The sequence below is a fragment of the Streptomyces sp. GbtcB7 genome (assembly GCF_019091445.1).
In the GTDB taxonomy this organism is placed as follows: domain Bacteria; phylum Actinomycetota; class Actinomycetes; order Streptomycetales; family Streptomycetaceae; genus Streptomyces; species Streptomyces mirabilis.
Genome location: NZ_JAGXJM010000348.1, coordinates 1 through 263 on the forward strand (window position 1 = coordinate 1; position 263 = coordinate 263).

Annotated in this window: 1 pseudogene; it reads right to left on the reverse strand. The window is 80.2% G+C overall.

Going from position 1 to position 263, the window contains the following annotated elements:
• Positions 1-263: pseudogene (locus KVT44_RS56240) on the reverse strand (alpha-1-antitrypsin); the annotation flags it as partial.

Consider the following 263-nt stretch of genomic DNA (forward strand, 5'->3'; position numbering starts at 1 on the left):
GGCGATCTCGCGGCCCACCTCGCACGGGTCGAGCGGCCGGCAGGTGTCCTCGCCGTCGCTGATCAGCACGTTCCGCCGGGGGCCGTTGCCGCCGTCGAGGTCGCCGGCCCCCTTGGGCAGCGCGGGACCGATCGGCGTCCACCCGGGGGGCGTGGGCGTCGCGACGGGGGTCTCCGCCCCCGGGGGGCCGAGGGGGCCCACCGGGTACGGCTGGGCGGTGCCCTTGCGGCCCGCCTGGCGGGCGTTGCCGGGGAAGTGGGCGC